Raw genomic sequence first — 15,412 nt, forward strand, 5'->3', positions numbered from 1 at the left:
CCTTCGTTCACGACTGCGGGGCTCCGCTTCGCCGCACTCCTCGCGCTCACGGTGTGACCTCCTCGCGGGGGACCGGCACCGTACGCGGGGTCGGGGCCAGCACGGGGGTGAAGCCGACCCGCATCCGCACGCTGCGACCGTCGGCGGTGCGGATCCGGGTCTTGCCGGCGCTGCGCAGCCGGGGGCTGACGAACTCGTCGATGCCGAAGTTGATCAGGGCGAGGGCGGTGCCGAGCAGCGCGATGGCCAGCCCGGCCGGGACGAACCACCACCAGGCGCCCTGCGCGAGGGCCTGCTGGCCCTGCGCCCAGAACAGGATGGTGCCCCAGTTCCACGACGAGATCGACGAGATGCCGATGAAGGCCAGCGTGATCTCCGACATGACCGCGAAGATGACCGTGCCGACGAAGCCGGACGCGATGATCGCGGTGAGGTTGGGCAGGATCTCGAACAGGATGATGCGCCAGGTCCGCTCGCCGGTGGCCCGGGCGGCCTCGACGTAGTCACGGCGCCGCAGCGACAGCGTCTGGGCGCGCAGCACCCGCGCCCCCCACGCCCACGAGGTGAGGCCGATGATGAGCGCCACGAGGGTGTCGCTGGCCTGCTCGACGATCGACGTCACGATGATGATCAGCGGCAGCGCGGGGATGACCAGGAACACGTTGGAGACTGCCGACAGGCCCTCGTCGGCCGCCCCGCCGATGTAGCCGGCCGTCACGCCGATGAGGATGGACAGGATCGTCGCCAGCACGCCGGCGAGCAGGCCCACCACCATGACGCTGCGCGCGCCGACCAGGATCTGGCTGAAGATGTCCTGACCGAGGTGGGTGGTGCCGAAGAAGTGCCGGGTCGACGGCGCCTGGAGCACGTCGGCGCTGCGTGCGTCCGGGTTGTACGGCGCCACCCAGGGCCCGATGACCGCGAACAGGCAGTAGACGGCCAGGATGATCAGGCCGGTGGCGGCCTTGGCGTTGGCGACGAACCGGAACCGGCGCCGCTTGGCGCGGCCCGGCGCGGCCGACGGCTGGGCCATCGCACCCTGACCGGGGATGACCTGCTCGATGCTCGACGGTGAGATGGTCATCGCTCAGCTCTTTCGGGTCCGCGGGTCGAGAAGCAGGTACGCGACGTCGGCGAGCAGGTTCGCCACCAGCACGGAGATCGTGATGATCAGGAAGATCCCCTGCATGAGCGGGTAGTCCTTGTAGCCGACCGCCTGGAAGAGCTGGTAGCCGAGACCCGGGTAGGAGAACACGATCTCGACGAGCAGCGTGCCGCCGACGATGAACCCGAGCGACAGCGCGAAGCCCGAGACGTTCGGCAGCAGCGCGTTGCGGGCCGCGTAGCTCAGGGCCACCCGGCGCTCCGACAGGCCCTTCGCGTGGGCGACGGTGATGTAGTCCTCCGACGAGACGGTCACCATCATGTTGCGCATGCTGAGGATCCAGCCGCTCATCGAGGAGACCAGGATGGTGGCGGCGGGCAGGACGCTGTGCTTGATCGCGCTCGGGATGAAGTACCCGTCGAACGCCGGCACGAGGCCCGCCTCGTAGCCGCCGGAGGACGGGAAGAAGCTCCCCGGCCCGGTGAACACGGCGATGGCGACGAGACCCAGCCAGAAGTACGGGATCGAGGACAGGAACGTCGTGGCCGGCAGCAGCCCGTCGACCCAGGAGCCGCGCCGCCAGCCGGCGCCGACGCCGAGCCCGGTGCCGACGAGGAAGCTGATGATCGTGGTGATGCCGACCAGGCCGACCGTCCACGGCAGGCTGTCGCCGATCACCGTGGACACCGGCGTGGGGAAGAAGGTGAACGACAGCCCCAGGTCACCGTGGAGCAGCTGCCGCCAGTAGTCGAGGTACTGCTGCCAGATGTTCTCGTGCGCGTCCAGCCCGAACAGCACGCGCAGCGACTCGATGGCGTCGGCGCTGATCCGGCCCTGGTTGCGCGAGATGAGGGCCTGCACCGGGTCGCCCGGCACCAGCCGCGGGATGAAGAAGTTGAGCGTGATGGCCGCCCACGCCGTGAACAGGTAGAAGGCCGTGCGCTGCAGGAGGAATCTCATCGTGGCTCCCCCAGGGTGGCGGTGTCCGTCCGGTCGAGCGCCGCCGCGGGCGGTGGCACGGCCGGGTCGGCGTCGGGCGCGGCCGAGCCGGGGGCGTCGGCGGCCACGGTGTCCGGGTCGTAGAGCCAGCAGGCCGCCCAGTGGTCGGGCCGGTCGCCGATGGTCAGCCGCGGCGGCAGGTCCACCGTGCAGCGCCGCATGGCGTGCGGGCACCGGGGGTGGAACCGGCAGCCGGCGGGCGGGGCGATCAGGCTCGGCGGCTCGCCCTGGCCGCGGTCCTTCCCGGCGGCCGCGTCGACCGCGGCGCCGCCGCCGGTGATCCGCTCCGGGTCGGGCGCCGAGTCGGTGAGCAACCGGGTGTACGGGTGGGCCGGGTTCTGGGTGACGGTCTCGCTGTCGCCGCCCTCGACCATCCGGCCGGCGTACATGACGATCGTCTCGTCGGCGAAGTAGCGGGCCGAGGCGATGTCGTGCGTGATGTAGAGGATGGCGATGTTCAGCCGGTCCTTGAGGTCCTGCAGCAGGTTGAGCACGCCGAGGCGGATCGAGACGTCGAGCATGGAGACCGGCTCGTCGGCGAGCAGCACCTCCGGGTCGGCCCCGAGCGCCCGGGCGATGGCGACGCGCTGCCGTTGGCCGCCGGACAGCTCGTGCGGGAAGGCGTCCAGGTAGCGCTCGGGCGGGGTGAGGCTGACCCGGGTGAGCAGCTTGGCGAGGGCCCGGTCCAGGTCCTCGGCGCCGCGTCCGGCGTTGCCGTGGATCCGCAGCGACCGGGTGAGGTGGTAGCGGACGGTGTGCACCGGGTTCAACGAGGCGAACGGGTCCTGGAGGATCAGTTGGACCCGCCGCACGTACGACCGGAACGGCCGGCCGCCGCGCACCCTGGTCGACGTGCCGTGCAGGCGGAGGTCGCCGGCCGTGCGGGGGTAGATCTGGGCCAGCAGCCGAGCCACCGTGGACTTGCCGGAGCCGGACTCCCCGACCAGCGCGGTCACCCGGCCGCGACGCAGCGCGAACGATACGTCGTCGACTGCGTGCACGACGGCCGGCGTCCGGGAGAAGAGGTCACGCAGCCGCCTGCGGACGGGGAAGTGCTTGGTCAGGCCGACGGCCTCCAGCACCACCTCGTCGGCCGGCGCCGCCGCGCTCTCGCTCAACGTCATGCCGAGTTCCTGTCTGAGCGTGGGGTGCGCCTCCCCGGCCGGCCGTGAGCCGGCCGGGGAGGCGGTTGGCGAGGTCAGCCGTTGGCGGGCTTGAGGTGCAGGACCACGTCCAGCGCGTTGGGCTGGGTGGGCTGCATGGCGCCGTACGGGTTCGAGTCGTCCGGCCAGCCGGTCCAGTTCTTAGTGCTGTACGCGCCGCCGATGTTGTCCGCGCCGACCGGGATCATCGGCATCTGGTCGACGAAGATCTTCTGCAGCGTGTTCATGGCGGTGGTGCGCGCGGCCTCGTCGGTCGCGTTCGCGTAGGCGACCAGGGCGTCGGTCGCCTCCTTGTTGTTGAAGCGGCCGAAGTTGCCGGCGGGGGAGGCGGTGCCGATCGGCTTGAGCTGCCGGCCGTCCATGATGGTCCGGTAGATGTCGTACGGCGTGGCGCCGCCCTCGGTCCACCGGAAGGTCGCCTCGAAGTTGCCCTGCTCGACGTTGCGGAACCAGGCGTCCTGGTTGGCCTTGTCGACCGTGGCGGCGATGCCGATCTTCGACAGGTTGTCCTTCACGATCTCGAGGCTGGTCTGGTAGTCCGACCAGCCGGCCGGGTCGGTCAGCTTCAGCGTGACGGCCTTGCCGGTCTTGTCCTTGAGGGTGTTGCCCTCGAGCTTGTAGCCGGCGCCGGTCAGCAGCGCCTTGGCGCCGTCGACGTCGACCTTGTGCTCCTGGCCCTTGAAGTCCGGCGCGACGAACGAGTCACCGGCCGGGCTGGGCAGGCCGGTCACGCTCTTCACCTGCGGGTGGAAGTAGCCGGCTTCGGCCGTGGTGAAGATGTCGGCGCGGTCGATGACCATGTTCATGGCGCGGCGCAGCGCCGGGTCGTCGAACGGCTTCTTCGTCGTGTTGAGGTAGAGGCCGTGGATGCCCAGGATCGCCGGGGCCCACACCTTGTGGTGCTCCTGGTCCTTGGCCACGAAGACGGCCTGGTAGTTGGGGATGAAGACGAAGCTCCACTCCGACTCGCCGTTGGCCAGGGCGGTGGTCTGCGCGCTGTTGTCCGTGTAGGAGGTGTAACGCAGTTCCTTGACCTTCGGCAGGTCCTGCCAGTAGCCCTTGTCGCGCACCGACAGCGTCATGCTGGCCGGGGTGAAGGACTTCAGGGTGTACGGGCCGCTGCCGACCGGCTGCTTGACGGTGTCGGTCGTCGGGTCGCTGATCTTCTCCCAGATGTGCTTGGGCACGATCGGCACCCGCCACAGCACCTTCTGCTGGTTGACGAACTGCGGGCTCTCCATCTTGATGGTGACCTCGTTGCCGCTGGCCGTCGCGTCCGTGTAGGGCACGCCCTGGTCGTTCAGCGCCGGGTACTTCTTCACGAGGTTGTAGGTGAAGGCGACGTCCTCGGCGGTGACCTTCTGCCCGTCGGACCAGGTGGCGTTGTCCCGGATGGTGACCTTCACCGAGGTGTAGTCCGACGACCACTCGGCCTTGGTGGCCAGCCACGGCTTGAACGGGTCGGCCGGCTTCACCGGGTTCCACATCATCAGCGGCTCGTAGATCTGCCAGCGGTAGCCCAGCGACGCGGCGGCGGACGTGGTGAGGAACGGGTTGTTGTTCTCGGCCTGCGGCCCGTTCGGCATGCCCACGTTGAGCACCGTGGCCGCCTGGCCGTTCTTCTTGTTGGCGTTCGGGCTGTCGCCGCACGCGGCGACGCCGGTGGCCATCGCGCCGGCCAGCGCGACGGCGAGGAGTTGCCTTCTTCTCATGGAGGTCTCCCTCGGTGCTCCCGCAATCCTGGGGCGGCGGGATGTGGTGGATGGAGGGTGTGCGGTGTTACCACCGGCGGACGGGACGCCCGCCGGTCCGGGTGGAGCTACATCGGTGGCGAGGTCAGGTGATGCCGGTCGAGGCGCGGACGGTGAAGCTGGTGGGGATGACGGTCGGGGCGTGGGGCAGCGGCGTGCCGGCGAGGTGGGCGATGAGGGTACGGGCGGCGACCGCCCCCATCTCGCGCAACGGCTGGCGGACCGAGCTCAGCGGTGGGTGGGTGTGCCCGGCCAGCGGCAGGTCGTCGAAGCCCACCACCGCCACGTCCTCCGGGACCCGCCGGCCGGCGTCCCGCAGCGCCTGGAGCGCCCCGGCGGCGGAGAGGTCGTTGTGGGCGAAGACGGCGTCGAACGGCACGCCGTCGGCGAGCAGGCCTTCCACCGCGGCCCGCCCGCACTCGAAGGTGAAGTCGCCCTCCACGACGAGGGCGGGGTCGATGGGCAGGCCCGCGTCGGCGTAGCCGTCCGCGAAACCGGCGAGCCGTTCCCGGGTGCAGCCGAAGCGGCGCAGGCCGGTGACGACCAGCGGGCGCTTCCGGCCGTGTGCCAGCAGGTGCGCGGCGGCGGCCCGCGCACCGGCCTCGTTGGTGGTCCGCACCGACGGGAAGCCGGGCTGGTGGCCCCGGTCGTCGATGAGGATGACGGGCAGGCCGCGCTCGTGCAGCTCGGTGATGTAGTCGAGGGTGCCCTCCGGCTCGACCACCAGCAGGCCGTCGAAGGACTTCGCGGAGACCTGGGAGGCGAACCGCCGCATCGACTCGTCGCCCTGGGTGCAGGTGAACAGCAGCATGCCGTAGCCCTCGGCCTCGACCACGTCGGCCGCGCCCTGGAGCACCTCGCCCATCCAGGGCCAGGTCAGGGCGGGCACGAGCATGCCGACCACCCGGGTACGCCCGCGGGCCAGGCCGACCGCGCGGGCGCTCGGCACGTATCCCAGGGCGTTGATGACGGCGCGGACCCGGTCGGCCGTGCGGACGTGCACCTCGCCCTTGCCGTTGAGCACCCGCGACACCGTCGTCTTGCTCACGCCGGCGCGGGTGGCGACGTCGGCGATGGTGATCGGCACGTGACGCTCCCGGGTCGCAGGGGTGAGGCGGATGTTTCGGAACCGGTTGCGGAAGCGGTTCCGTCGCAGTCAACCGAAGTGGCGCCAGTCACGTCAATAACGGCCGGGTAACGAAACATGGCTAAGTTCGCAACGTGAAAAAAGCCGCCGTGAGTGGCGCGGTCGATCAAGGGTGTGAGCAGCGTCGATGTGAGCCGCGGGCCGGTTCGGATCGTGGTCCTGGCCCGGGGACTGGGTGGTGGCCAGCTCAGTGGCGGGTGCGGGCGTAGACGTCGCCGGAGTTGGCGTCGTGCGGCAGCGCCCGCAGGTACGCCGCGACCTCGTCCGCCGGCCGCCAGCCGGGCAGGGCGAACGCCATCTCGTCGCCGAGCGCCACGGTGAACGAGGTGAAGCCCAGCCCGGTGAGCCGGTCCAGGCAGCGCGCGGCCAGGTCACGCTCGATGGTGGTGAACTCGAACGACAGCGCCGGCAGGGGCCGGCTCAGCCCGGCCAGCACGGCGTCCTCGAAGCCCTCCACGTCGATCTTCACGAAGGCGGGTACGCCGTGCGCCGCGACCAGCGCGTCCAGCGTCGTGCCGGCCACTTCGATCTCGGCGTCCCAGACCTCGTGCGCCCAGCCGCCGGCCCCGTGCGCGGCCCGCAGGAACCCCGTGGACGCGGTGGAGATCGTCGGGTTCGCCGAGTTCACGTGCAGCCGTACCGGCCCGGTCCGCGCCCCGCACGCCGCCTCGACCACGGTCACCCGCTCGTCGTCCGCGTACAGGGCGCGCAGGGCGCGGGTGCAGAGCGGCTGGGGCTCCACGGCGACCACGCGGGCGCCGAGCCGGCGGAAGCTGCCGAGCCGGTCGCCGACGTGCGCGCCGACGTCGAACACCAGGTCCCCGGGGCGGACCAGGGAGGCGTAGAAGGCGTCCATCGCCGCCTCGCGGGCCGGGTCCCCGTAGTACGCCTCCAGGGACCGGCGCAGGCCCGACATGGTGGGATCTGCCTTGAGTGCCTCGATCACCCCGATATGACCGCCCACCATGCCGACGCTAGCCGCGCCCACCCGTTCATGAGCCCCTTTCGGATGACCTCGCGGCATTCCACAACCCAGCCTCCTAGGACGCCTTAGAGAGAGTGAGCCGACCCGGCGACACAGGGTCGGTGGAACGCCATGGGAGTTTCAGTCCTGGGGAGACACCCGTGGCGTTCCACTCACTACGGCCGGGCCGCCGGCGGTGGAAGCGTCAGCGGCGCATGGCCAGCATTCGTCCGGCGCGGGCCGGGGAGGGATTCACGCTGTTTCGACGACCTCCTGGCCGAGGGGCCAGAGCGCCGCGGGGACGAGCTTGAAGTTCGCCACCCCGAACGGGATGCCGATGACCGTCACGCAGAGCGCCACGCCGGCGAGGATGTGCGACAGGGCCAGCCACCAGCCCGCGAGCAGCACCCAGAGCACGTTCGTCAGGCCGGAGGCGACGCCGGCACCGGGCTTCGGCACGAGGGTGCGGCCGAAGGGCCACAGCGCGTACGAGGCGAGGCGGAGCGAGGCCACCCCGAACGGGATGGTGATCACCAGTGCGAAGCAGATCAGGGCGGCCACGCCGTAGCCGAGGGCCAGGACGAAGCCGCCACCGAAGACCAGCCACAACAGGTTCAGCAGGAAGCGAATCACGCTCCCATCGTGGCCACCCCCCGCAACGACCCGTCGCCGGCCGGCATCCGCGCCGCTGTGACGACGAGGATCATGGACCACCGGTACGACATCACGGACCGCCGAGCCGGTGGCGCAGCGCGAGGTGGAGCACCAGCCGCCGGTCGGGGTCGTCGAGGGTCTCGCCGAACAGGTCGCGCAGCCGGCGCATCCGGTAGCGCACGGTCTGCGGGTGGGTGCGCAGGTCCTCGGCCACGGCGATCACCTGCCCCTGCCGGCGCAGCCAGCCGTGCAGGGTCTCGGCCAGGGCCCGCCGGGCGGCCGGCCGCAGGCCGGCGAGCGGCGCGAGGCAGGCGTCGGCGAGGTGGTCGGCCAGCCCCGGCTCCCAGCGCAGCAGCAGGGTGAGCAGGTGCTCGTCCCCGGCGGCCGGGTCGGCGGCCAGCACGCCGTCGCGCCGTAGCGTCAGGACCCGCCCGGAGATCCGGTACGACAGCCGCGCACGGCTCAGCGCCACGCTCGGGCCGAGCCCGGCCCGCCGCCCCACCAGGGCCTGGCGGGCCCGGTCGAGCCGTCCGGGCGTGGCCGGGTCGGGCAGCACGATGCGTACCACGTCGTCGATGACCGTGGCGATCGCGCCGCCGCCGATGGTGCGGCCCAGGTGCTCGGCGTCGTCGCCGTCGACGCTGAGCACGGCGACCGTGCGGGGCAGCGGCCAGCGGGCCGCGTCGGCGGCGGCGCGCAGCGCGGCCTCGGCGGGCGGTTCCGGCTGCACGAGCAGGGTGATCAGCCGCCGCCGGGTGGTGGCCCAGTCCTGCGCGGCGTCGCGCTGCTCGTCCAGGTAGCCCTCGGCGGCGGCGCCGGCCAGCGCGTCGACGTAGCCGAAGAGCGCGCCGGCGACCACGTACAGGTCGGCGGGGGCGGGGCCGGCGGCCGTGGTGTGCGCGACGAGGAAGGCCCAGATCTCCCGGCCGCCGAGGGTGAGCACGGCGCGCAGCGCGTCGACCCGGTGCCCCTCCCGGTATTCGGTGCGGCCCAGCGCGTGGAAGACGGCCCGGGTGGCGGCCAGGTCGCGGGCCGGGTCGGCGACCGCGTCGACGAACGCGTCCACCGCGGTACGCACGCCGAGGGCCAGACCGCGCCCCTGCCCGCCGCTGAGCGAGCGGCCCTGCGCGCGCATGGCGGCGCGGACGGTCTCCAGGATCCGCTCGTGCAGCGGGGCGCGCAGGCCGCGCAGCTGCACGCCGACCGCCGGCGCGAGGTGCGCCAGGCCGGGCTCGATGTCGAGCAGCGTGTCGGCCATGGTCGGCTCCTTTTGTCATCGCGGTGACAAACGCGGTGGCGGATCTCGCACGTCCCGACCAAGGATTTTGGCATCCGGCTACGTACCGTCGGTGCCGTGGATACCGATGTGATCGTGGTGGGGGCCGGGCTGGCCGGCCTGGTCGCCGCCGCCGAGGCCGCCGACGCGGGCCGCCGGGTGCTGCTGCTGGACCAGGAGCCGGAGCAGAACCTCGGCGGGCAGGCGTGGTGGTCGTTCGGCGGGCTGTTCCTGGTCGACTCGCCGGAACAGCGCCGGATGGGCATCCGGGACTCCGTCGAGCTGGCCTGGCAGGACTGGACCGGCAGCGCCGCCTTCGACCGCCCGGAGGACCACTGGCCGCGCCGGTGGGCCGAGGCGTACGTGCACTTCGCGGCCGGCGAGAAGCGCGCCTGGCTGCGCGGCCTCGGCCACCGGGTCTTTCCCGTGGTGAGCTGGGCCGAGCGGGGCGGGGGAGCGGCGCACGGCCACGGCAACTCCGTCCCCCGCTTTCACGTCACCTGGGGCACCGGCCCGGGCGTGGTCGAGCCGTTCGCCCGGCGGGTCCGGGCCGCCGCCGAGGAGGGCCGCATCCGGCTGCTGTTCCGGCACCGCGTCGACGAGCTGGTCACCAGCGGCGGCGCGGTCACCGGCGTACGCGGCGCGGTCCTCGCCCCGGACGACGCCCCGCGCGGGCGACCCACCTCCCGGACGGTGGTCGGCGACTTCGCGTACGCGGCGCAGGCCGTGATCATCACCTCGGGCGGCATCGGCGGCGACCACGACCTGGTGCGGCGGGCCTGGCCGGCGCGGCTGGGCACCCCACCGGCCCGGATGGTCACCGGGGTGCCCGCGTACGTCGACGGCCGGATGCTCGCCGTCACCGAGACGGCCGGCGGCCAGGTGATCAACCCCGACCGGATGTGGCACTACACCGAGGGGCTGCGCAACTGGGACCCGGTCTGGCCGGGGCACGGCATCCGCATCCTGCCCGGGCCGTCCTCGCTGTGGCTCGACGCGACCGGCGAGCGGCTGCCGGCGCCGCTCTTCCCCGGCTTCGACACCCTCGCCACGCTGCGCCACCTGCGGGCCACCGGCCACGACTACAGCTGGTTCGTGCTCACCCAGAAGATCCTGGAGAAGGAGTTCGCGCTCTCCGGCTCGGAGCAGAACCCCGACCTGACCAACCGCAGCGTGCGGCAGGTGCTCCAGCGGGTGCGCCCCGGCGCACCCGGGCCGGTGGAGGCGTTCAAGCGGCACGGCGCGGACTTCGTCGTCGCCGACGACCTGCCGGAGCTGGTCGACGGGATGAACAAGCTGGCCGCCGAGAGCGGCGGGCCGCAGCTCGACGCCGTGGCGGTGCGCCGGCTCGTCGAGGCCCGGGACCGGGAGATCGCCCACCCGTTCGGCAAGGACGCGCAGCTGCACGCCATCCGGGGGGCCCGTCGCTACCGGGGCGACCGGCTGATCCGGGTGGCCACCCCGCACCGGCTGCTCGACCCGGCCGCCGGCCCGCTGATCGCCGTGCAGCTGCACGTGTTGACCCGCAAGACCCTCGGCGGCCTGCACACCGACCTGTCCGGCCGGGTGCTGCGCCCCGACGGCGAGCCCCTCGCCGGCGTGTACGCGGCCGGTGAGGTCGCCGGCTTCGGGGGCGGCGGCATGCGCGGCTACAACGCCCTGGAGGGCACCTTCCTCGGCGGCTGCCTCTACTCCGGCCGCACCGCCGGCCGGGCCGCCGCGGCTGCGGTCGGGTAATCCGTACGCCGGCCGGGACCGGTCGTCGACCGGCTCACCTCAGCGCCCAGCAGGTTCGCGGCCCGTCCCGAGCAGCCGCCTGATCTCCGCGGCGGCGGGGTGCGCCGGTGCGACGGCCAGAAAATGGCGCAGCGTGTCTGCGGCCTCGACGGACCGGCTGTTGCGCTGCGCGAGCCCCAGCACCAGCAGGCCGTCGGGGGAATCCGGCTCGCGGGTGAGCACGTCCCGGGCGGTGCGTTGCGCGGCGGCGCCGTCACCGGCCCGGAGCAGCGCGAACGCGAGTCGCAGCCGGACGCCGTCGTCGGGCCGGTCCCGCAGCGCCTCCTGGTACATCTGCGCGGCGGCGTCGTAGCGGTCCTGCGTCTCCAGGTCGTGGGCGAGTTGGAGGGCGACCGCGACCGGGTCGGCCGGCGCCGGCCGGGCGGGCGGGTCGAGCCGGTCGGCGACGATCGCGACCGACGCCACGAGCGCCACCACGCCCACGGACGCCACCCGCCACGCCCGCCGTGCGGCCCGAGCGTCCGGCGTCCGGGGTGCGGCGGAACCGGTCCGGGAGGCACCGGGTCGCAGCGTCCGCAGGGCCGCGTAGCCGCCGGCCAGCAACGCCAGCACCGGTACGGCCCAGAGCAGCAGCCGGACCCCGCGGGCCGGTGGGTCGGTCAGCACGTCGGCGCCGTACCGCTGGACGAACCACCGCCGGATCTCGGTCCGGTCCCGCCCCTGGGCGAGCTGGTCCGCCACCACCTGCCGCATCGCCGCGGCGATCGGTGACCGGGAGTCCGCCACCGACTCGCCCTGACAGGCCGGGCAGCGCAGCCCGGCGGACACCGCGCGTACCGGGTCCTGGCGGCCGGGGTCGCCCGCCGACCGGGCCAGCGCCGCGCCGGCCGCCGCGGCGAGCGTGACGAGCACGAGCGCCACCATGGCGCGCCGCCACCTCATCCGGCCAGCAGCGGTGCGATCCGCTGCTCCAGCCACTGCCGGGTCACCACCCCCTGCCGCCGGTCGACGAGCCGGCCGTCCCGGCCGACCACGAAGGTTTCCGGCACGCCCCGCACGCCCCACTCGACGGCCCGCGTCCCGTCGGGATCGGGCACCACGGTCAACCCGGTGGCACCGGTCTCGTCGAGCAGCGCCCGGACCGCGTCGGCGCCGTCGCGGATGTTCAGCCCGACCAGCTGGACGCCGCGCGGGGACCAGCTGCGCTCGGCGTCCACCAGCACCGGCAGCTCGTCCCGGCACGGCCCGCACCAGGAGGCGAACACGTTGACCAGCACCACCTGGCCCCGGGCGTCGGAGAGCGCGAAGCGGCCACCGTCCAGGGTGGCGCCGGCCAGTGCCGGGGCGGGTCGGCCGGCCACCGCCGTGGCCCCGGCGGGGTCCGGCGTGGCGGGTGCGCGCAGGCCGAGGGCGATCAGGGCGCCGACGACGACGGTGAGCGCGAGGACCGTCGCCGGTCCGGCGCGCAGCCATCCGGGGCGCCGCGCGGCAGGCCGCCTCACGTCGCGGCTCCCGGTCCGACGGCCACCGGGGCGGGCCGGGGTCGGTCCGCGCGGGCGGCCCGGCGGGTCCGCGGGCGGGCGGTGGCGGCGGCCGCGAGCAACCCGCCGACGGCCGTCAGAGCGCCGCCGGTCCAGATCAGGCCCACGAGCGGGTTCACGGCGAGCCGCACGGTGGCGGTGCCGCTGTCCTCGCTGACGGCGAGCAGCGTGACGTACGTGTCGCGCAGGGGGCCGGCGCCGATCGCGGGCACGGTGACGGCGGTGTCCCGGGCGGCGTGGTAGCGCAGCGCCGGCGTGATCGTCCGCGCGGTGTGGCCCGACGCGGTGAGCGCCAGCCGGGCCTGTACCGCCATGCTTCCGCCTCCGCCGCCGGTCCGGTCCACCCCGACCAGTCGGACCGCGACGTCGCTCACCCGCAGCGTCTCGCCGACCCGCAGCGTCCGTTCGGCGTCCCGGCCGTACGCCGAGGAGCCGGCGACGCCCACCGCGACCAGGGCGAGACCGGCGTGCGCGACCAGCCCGGCGAGCCGGCCGGGCCGTCCGTGCGGACCGGACCGGCGCAGCCGGTGGGCCAGGTCCCCCGCCAGTCCGGTGAGGACGAACCCGGCCGCGCCGAACGCGGTGAGCGCGGCCGGGCCGGGGCGGCTGAGCAGTCCGGCCAGGGCCACCGTGGCCAGGCCTGCGCCGGCGGGGACGACGAGCCGCCACAGCGCCGCCGACCGGTCCCGGACCCGCAGGGCCGGCGTCACGCCCATCACCAGCAGCACGACGACCGCCAGGGGCACCGCGGTGCGCTGGTAGTAGGCGGGGCCCACCGAGGAGCCGGTCCCGCTCAGCGGGGCGGTGAGCAGCGGCAGGATCGTGCCGACCAGCACCACCGCGGCGATGGTCACCAGGAGTACGCCGCGGACCAGCACCAGGGTGGCTCGGGACAGCACCCGGGGGCGCGAGGGGCGGGTCGGCTCGGGGGCCCGACGGCCGGTCAGGACGGCCGACACCACCACCGCCAGCAGCACGAAGCCGAGCAGCATCGGGCCCAGCGGCGAGTCGGTGAAGGCGTGCACGCTGGTCACCGCACCCGATCGGGTGAGGAAGGTGCCGAGCAGCATCAGCAGGAAGCTCGCGCAGGCGAGCGCACCGTGCCAGGCGACCCGCCCGCGGACCAGGGTCGTGTGCAGGAACGCGGTGGCCGTCAGCCAGGGCAGCAGGGAGGCGTTCTCCACCGGGTCCCACGCCCAGTAGCCGCCCCAGCCCAGCACCGCGTACGACCACCAGGCGCCCATCCCGATGCCGGCGGTCAGCGCCGCCCAGGCCACCAGCGCCCACGGGCGCGCCATCCGCACCCAGCCCGGTCCGTCCCGTCCCGCCAGCGGCGCCGCCAGCGCGAACGCGAAGGGTACGACCAGACCGAGGTAGCCGGCGTAGAGCAGCGGCGGGTGCACACCCATGGCCGGGTGCTGCTGGAGCAGTGGATTCGGTCCGGGGCCGTCGATCGGCACCGGGCTCACCGAACGGAACGGGTTCGCGGCGAAGGTGGACAGCGCGAAGAAGAACAGCATGACCACGCTGACGACCACCATCGCGTACGCGTGCAGCCGCGGCGGGTACGCGCGCCGGGCCAGCAGCGCGGCGTAACCGCCGAGGACCAGCAACCACAGCAGCAGCGACCCGTCCAGAGCCGACCAGAGGCTGGTGAGGGTGTAGTAGAGCGGGACGTCCCGGCCGCCGTTCTCGGCCACGAACCGGACGCCGAAGTCGTGCCGCAGCAGCGCCGTCTCCAGCAGCGCGCAGGCCAGGGCGGCGGCGGCCAGGGTGGCGGCGGTGCCGTGCCGGGCGGTGCGGACGGCCGCGCCGAACAGGGCCACCCGCAGCCAGAGCAGGGCGGTGAGGGTCGCGCAGGCGAGCCCGACGGCGAGGCCGGCGGTGCCGAGGTCACCCAGCATCGACCGGAGCCGCGGGGGAGGACGAGGGCCGGTACTCGTTGCCGTGCCGGACCACCACCTGGTCTGAGCGGAACACGCCGTCGGGGGACAGCGTGCCCTCGACGACCGCCCCGGTGCCCTCGCGGAAGGTCTGCGGGGGTGCGCCGCGCTGCTCGACGGTGATCTCGTGGCCCGCCTCGGCGAGGCGGAACACGACGAGCGCGCCGTCCTGGCGCAGCGATCCGGGCACGACGTCGCCGCCGAGGCGGACCCGGTGGCCCGCGAGGCCCGGATCGTCGAGCAGTTCGCCCGGGGTCCGGTAGTACGTGACGGTGTCGCGGAGCGCGCTGGTGACCAGCAGGCCGCCGGCGGCGAGCACCACCGCGACGAGGGCCACCCGGCCCGCCCGGCGAGGCATCATCCGACTCCGGCCGGCGTGCGCTCGGCGGCGGGGGAGGGCTCGGGGGCCAGGCGGCGTTCCAGGTGGCGGACCCGGTGTAGCAGGAGGCAGAACGCGGCGAGGGTCGCGGCGGCCACGGCGAGGAGCAGCGCGGTGGCCATCCGTGGGTCGATCGGCGGCCGCTGGGGGGCCAGGACCGTCGCCTGCTGGTGCAGCGAGCGCCACCAGACCACGGAGAAGTGCACCACGGGCACGAGGAGGAAACCGGCGACGCCGGCGATCGCGGCGGGCCGGGCCACCCGGTGATCGCCGCCGTCGCGCGCTCCCCGGTGCTCGGCCAGCGTCCGCCGCAGGGCGAGGTAGCCGGCGTAGGCGAGCAGCAGCAGGGCGGTGCTGACCAGCCGGGGATCCCACGCCCACCAGGTGCCCCAGACCAGGTGCCCCCAGACGGAGCCGGTGCCGATGGCGGCGGCGGTGAGCACCACCCCGAGCTCGGCCGCCGCCCGGGCGAACCGGTCCCAGCGCAGGTCACCGCCGATCAGGTACGCCCCGCTGGCCGCGAGGACGACCGCGAACGCGGCGTACGCCACCCAGGCGGCGGGGACGTGCAGGTACATCAGGCGCTGCGCGTCGCCCTGGAGTTCGTCGGGGGGCGCGAGCCATCCTCCGGCCACGGTGGCCGCGGCGGCGAGCCCGCCGGTGGCCCAGGCCATCGTCCGGCGCGCCGCGGCCGCTCTGGCGGTGTCCGTGAGGAGGTCCACGGTGGAGGCTTGCATCATCTCCCTGTCCGCG

Annotated in this window: 14 protein-coding genes; 1 reads left to right on the top strand and 13 read right to left on the bottom strand. The window is 73.9% G+C overall.

Annotation, left to right across the window (positions count from 1 at the left end; translation table 11 throughout):
- Positions 1–46: 46 nt before the first annotated feature.
- The 8 genes from NFX44_RS14640 to NFX44_RS14675 all read right to left on the bottom strand — a co-directional run bounded on the left by NFX44_RS14640 (position 47) and on the right by NFX44_RS14675 (position 9,041).
- A complete protein-coding gene (locus tag NFX44_RS14640; RefSeq protein ID WP_262284088.1) occupies positions 47–1,084 on the bottom strand; it encodes an ABC transporter permease in 1,038 nt (345 codons plus the stop codon).
- Between the two features lie 3 nt (positions 1,085–1,087).
- Positions 1,088–2,065 (bottom strand): ABC transporter permease, encoded by a 978-nt coding sequence (locus NFX44_RS14645; protein WP_262284089.1) that lies wholly within the window; start codon positions 2,063–2,065, stop codon positions 1,088–1,090.
- Complete coding sequence (locus NFX44_RS14650; protein ID WP_262284090.1) at positions 2,062–3,228, bottom strand: ABC transporter ATP-binding protein; 1,167 nt, start codon at positions 3,226–3,228, stop codon at positions 2,062–2,064. The genes NFX44_RS14645 and NFX44_RS14650 overlap by 4 nt, the downstream gene beginning before the upstream one ends.
- Before the next feature lie 74 nt (positions 3,229–3,302).
- Entirely contained in the window at positions 3,303–4,979 is a 1,677-nt protein-coding gene (locus NFX44_RS14655) for an ABC transporter substrate-binding protein (RefSeq protein WP_262284091.1), read from the bottom strand.
- A gap of 124 nt (positions 4,980–5,103) precedes the next feature.
- The gene (locus NFX44_RS14660) at positions 5,104–6,105 is read right to left on the bottom strand and encodes a LacI family DNA-binding transcriptional regulator (protein WP_254335806.1); all 1,002 of its coding nucleotides are present in this window, start codon (positions 6,103–6,105) and stop codon (positions 5,104–5,106) included.
- Positions 6,106–6,352: 247 nt separating this feature from the next.
- Complete coding sequence (locus NFX44_RS14665; protein ID WP_262284092.1) at positions 6,353–7,132, bottom strand: FkbM family methyltransferase; 780 nt, start codon at positions 7,130–7,132, stop codon at positions 6,353–6,355.
- A gap of 249 nt (positions 7,133–7,381) precedes the next feature.
- On the bottom strand, positions 7,382–7,762 hold the full coding sequence (locus NFX44_RS14670; RefSeq protein WP_262284093.1) for a YccF domain-containing protein: 381 nt from the start codon (positions 7,760–7,762) through the stop codon (positions 7,382–7,384).
- A gap of 91 nt (positions 7,763–7,853) precedes the next feature.
- Positions 7,854–9,041, bottom strand: coding sequence for a CdaR family transcriptional regulator (locus tag NFX44_RS14675; RefSeq protein ID WP_262284094.1), 1,188 nt, complete (start codon positions 9,039–9,041; stop codon positions 7,854–7,856).
- 96 nt (positions 9,042–9,137) lie between these two features.
- On the opposite strand from NFX44_RS14675, the gene NFX44_RS14680 reads away from it, so the two are divergent.
- Positions 9,138–10,796 (top strand): FAD-binding dehydrogenase, encoded by a 1,659-nt coding sequence (locus NFX44_RS14680; RefSeq protein WP_262284095.1) that lies wholly within the window; start codon positions 9,138–9,140, stop codon positions 10,794–10,796.
- Positions 10,797–10,835: 39 nt separating this feature from the next.
- Here NFX44_RS14680 and NFX44_RS14685 read toward each other — a convergent pair whose 3' ends face one another.
- From NFX44_RS14685 to ccsA, 5 genes are read right to left on the bottom strand one after another with little or no spacing between them, the layout of a single operon-like run.
- Complete coding sequence (locus tag NFX44_RS14685) at positions 10,836–11,720, bottom strand: cytochrome c-type biogenesis protein CcmH (RefSeq protein ID WP_262284096.1); 885 nt, start codon at positions 11,718–11,720, stop codon at positions 10,836–10,838.
- 14 nt (positions 11,721–11,734) lie between these two features.
- A complete protein-coding gene (locus NFX44_RS14690) occupies positions 11,735–12,298 on the bottom strand; it encodes a redoxin domain-containing protein (protein ID WP_262284097.1) in 564 nt (187 codons plus the stop codon).
- Positions 12,295–14,241: a heme lyase CcmF/NrfE family subunit gene (locus NFX44_RS14695; RefSeq protein ID WP_262284098.1), complete on the bottom strand. Its 1,947-nt coding sequence runs from the start codon at positions 14,239–14,241 to the stop codon at positions 12,295–12,297. Before NFX44_RS14695 ends, NFX44_RS14690 begins: the two co-directional genes overlap by 4 nt.
- Positions 14,231–14,641, bottom strand: a complete 411-nt coding sequence (locus NFX44_RS14700) for a cytochrome c maturation protein CcmE (RefSeq protein WP_262284099.1) — start codon at positions 14,639–14,641, stop codon at positions 14,231–14,233. The genes NFX44_RS14695 and NFX44_RS14700 overlap by 11 nt, the downstream gene beginning before the upstream one ends.
- Complete coding sequence (gene ccsA / locus NFX44_RS14705) at positions 14,638–15,381, bottom strand: cytochrome c biogenesis protein CcsA (protein ID WP_262284100.1); 744 nt, start codon at positions 15,379–15,381, stop codon at positions 14,638–14,640. The genes NFX44_RS14700 and ccsA overlap by 4 nt, the downstream gene beginning before the upstream one ends.
- Positions 15,382–15,412: the final 31 nt, after the last annotated feature.

It is taken from the genome of Micromonospora sp. MA102, from assembly GCF_025460765.1.
Lineage (GTDB): Bacteria > Actinomycetota > Actinomycetes > Mycobacteriales > Micromonosporaceae > Micromonospora > Micromonospora halotolerans.